Source organism: Mesorhizobium sp. M1E.F.Ca.ET.041.01.1.1 (assembly GCF_003997355.1).
Classification (GTDB): domain Bacteria; phylum Pseudomonadota; class Alphaproteobacteria; order Rhizobiales; family Rhizobiaceae; genus Mesorhizobium.
This window is the reverse complement of the sequence record NZ_RZSL01000669.1, coordinates 1-2,983: the sequence shown is the minus strand read 5'-3', so window position 1 is coordinate 2,983 and position 2,983 is coordinate 1. Positions and strand designations below refer to the sequence as shown.

Below are 2,983 nucleotides of genomic sequence, written 5' to 3'. Positions count from 1 at the left end.
GTTCCCAATCGACTGCGAGCCTCACTTTTTCGCCAACCGCCGGCAACGCCTGTTCAGGCGCCGGCACATGGATGATCTCGTCCTTGGTCTCGCCGGTGATGGTGGCGGCGATCGCGATGCGGCTGCCGTCGGCGCGTTCGAACACGCCGGTATCGCCGGGCTGTCCGCCCGAAGTGGCGTAGAAGATGGTCCGATCAAGAAGAACGCCGCCGCGGTCGTTGATGGCAACGACCTGCGCCTCCGCCGTCTTCAGATAGGCGTCGTCGCGAAACAGCGCTTCGGTCCTCTGCCCCATCACGTCACCTTTTCGAACGGCACCGAGATATCGGCCTTCTCTTCCATCCAGCCCGGCACCGGCAGGTTCTTGCCGCGCAGGAACTCGGGATTGAAGAGCTTCGACTGGTAGCGTGTGCCGTAGTCGGCGAGGATGGTCACGATGGTGTGGCCCGGGCCAAGCTCGCGCGCCAGCCGGATGGCGCCGGCGATGTCGATGCCGGTCGAGCCGCCGACGCAGAGACCCTCTTGCTGGATCAGGTCGAAAATGATCGGCAGCGCCTCCTCGTCCGGGATCTGGTAGGAGAAGTCCGGCGTGAAGCCCTCGAGATTGGCGGTGATGCGCCCCTGGCCGATGCCTTCGGTGATCGAGCTGCCGTCAGCCTTCAATTCGCCGCTGGTGTAGAAACTGTAGAGGGCGGCGCCCAGCGGATCGGCGAGCGCGATCTTGACTTGGCTGCTCTTGCCCTTCAGTCCGATCGCAACGCCGGCGAGCGTGCCGCCGGTGCCGACGGCCGACACGAAGCCGTCGACCTTGCCGCCGGTCTGGGTCCAGATCTCCTCCGCCGTCGTGTGGATATGGCCGTCGCGGTTGGCGACGTTGTCGAACTGGTTGGCCCAGATCGCTCCATTCGGCTCCGACCGCGCCAGTTGCTCGGCAAGCCGTCCCGACAGCTTCACGTAATTGTTGGGGTTCTTGTAGGGCACGGCCGGCACTTCGATCAGCTCGGCTCCCAGGATCTTGATCGTGTCCTTTTTCTCCTGGCTCTGCGTATCGGGAATGACGATCACAGTCCGGTAGCCAAGCGCCTTGGCGACCAGCGTCAGGCCGATGCCGGTGTTGCCGGCGGTCCCTTCGACGATGACGCCACCCGGCTGCAGCAATCCGCGCTGCTCGGCGTCCCTGATGATGAACAGGCCGGCCCGATCCTTGACAGATTGCCCCGGATTCATGAATTCGGCCTTGCCCAGGATCTCGCAGCCGGTTGCATCCGAAGCCTTGTTGAGCCGGATCAAGGGTGTGTTGCCGATCGCTTCGATCACATTACGGGGCATGAGGATTCCTTTATGCGTGCGGCGAGACCCTAGAAACCGGAGGCTTCGGTTTCAAGGCAAGATTTTGCCTGGTCCAGTCGCATTCCGGATGCTGCAACGCTCCCAATCATTTCGGCGATATGCCCAAAAGCGCTCTTTTCATCCGAATTCTACATCGCTAGAGCACTGACCCAGATAATTCGCAGGACTACTTTGAATGACACTCTACCGGGCCAATCCGAAGGACGGTGTCGCCTGGATCACCGGCGGCAGCAGCGGCCTCGGCCGGGCGCTGGCCAAGGATCTCGCAAGGCAGGGTTATACAGTCGCGGTGACGGCGCTGCCGAGCGATCCAGTCGACACGCTGCTGGTCGAGACGGCGCAGATGACCGGCCGTGTAGAATCTTTTCCCTGCGACGTTACCGACGAAGAAGGAATGGCACGGACGGTCGCCGCGATCGAGAAGGACATGGGGCCGATCGTGCTTGCCGTCTTCAACGCCGGCAACTACATCGCCACCCCGGGCGAACACCTTGTGGTGCGCGACTTTCACCGCTCCTTCGCCGTCAATTATTTCGGCATCGTCAACGGCCTGGTGCCCGTGGTCGATTATATGCGCGCGCGGGGGCGCGGGCACGTCGTTCTGGTCGGATCGGTCACTGCCTATTCCGGCTGGCCGACCACCGCGGCCTATGGCGGCACCAAGGCGGCGATCAACATCCTGGCGGAATCGCTGAAATACGACTTCGACAAGATGAACATCCGCATCCAGGTGATGAATCCGGGCTTCGTCGACACGCCGCTGACCGAGAAGAACATGCTGCCGATGCCGGGCCTGATGCCCGTTCACCGGGCGTCGCGCCGCATGGCGCGAGGCATCCGGAAGGGCGGTTTCGAAGTCACCTTCCCCTATCACATTAGCTGGCCCTTGAAGCTGCTCGGCCAGCTGCCGCGGCCCATAGGCCGCCTGGTGATCGGGCTGACCACGAGCTGGTGGGCACGGCCATTGAATTTCGACCGCAAGATGCCCGGCAAGACGGGCACCTCTCCAGACCAGGCGGCATAGACATGCCACCCAAACTGCGCAGCAGGCTTGGGATTGCAACATGCGAAGAAGAATAGCGCGCGTCGCATAGACCCGCTCAGGCGTGCCTTAAGCCGGCAACACTGCGATTGCCTGCCGGCGAATGCGGCCATAGGTTGAGAATTGTTGCTTGGAGTCGGCGATGGGGCGGCGGATCGTGCTTGCGGTACTGGGTCTAGCCGTCATCCTTGTCGCTGGTTTCTTTCTCGGCCCACGTGTGGCGGTCTCTACGACAATCCGCTTCGATCCGTCGGTGATCGGCGACGATCCACAGGCATATCTGGCGCGCGAAGAAGCCGCCGTGCCCAATATCCGCGACGGCTTGGACAAGGAAATCATCTGGGCGAACCCGATGGTTCACGCCAAGACGAAGCTTGCGATCGTCTACATCCATGGCTTTTCGGCCTCGAAAGGCGAGGTGCGCCCGCTGCCGGACGACGTCGCCGACGAATTGGACGCAAACCTCTTCTACACCCGCTTGACCGGTCACGGGCAGGACGGCGCCGCCATGGCCGAGGGCAGCGTCAACGCATGGATCAACGACTATGAAGAGGCTTTAGCCATCGGCCGCGCGATCGGTGACAAGGTGAT

General features: G+C 62.5%; 3 protein-coding genes and 1 pseudogene. 2 read left to right on the top strand and 2 right to left on the bottom strand.

The window, feature by feature from the left end; genetic code table 11:
• On the bottom strand, positions 1–295 hold a 295-nt coding region (locus tag EOA38_RS32295; RefSeq protein WP_245480976.1), incomplete at its 3' end, for an alanine--tRNA ligase-related protein.
• Entirely contained in the window at positions 295–1,329 is a 1,035-nt protein-coding gene (locus tag EOA38_RS32290; RefSeq protein WP_127301131.1) for a cysteine synthase A, read from the bottom strand. The genes EOA38_RS32290 and EOA38_RS32295, both read right to left, overlap by 1 nt.
• 196 nt (positions 1,330–1,525) lie before the next feature.
• On the opposite strand from EOA38_RS32290, the gene EOA38_RS32285 reads away from it, so the two are divergent.
• Together EOA38_RS32285 and EOA38_RS32280 are read left to right on the top strand one after the other, a co-directional pair.
• A complete protein-coding gene (locus tag EOA38_RS32285; protein WP_127301130.1) occupies positions 1,526–2,374 on the top strand; it encodes an SDR family oxidoreductase in 849 nt (282 codons plus the stop codon).
• 160 nt (positions 2,375–2,534) lie between these two features.
• Positions 2,535–2,983 (top strand): annotated as a pseudogene (locus tag EOA38_RS32280) (alpha/beta hydrolase); the annotation flags it as partial.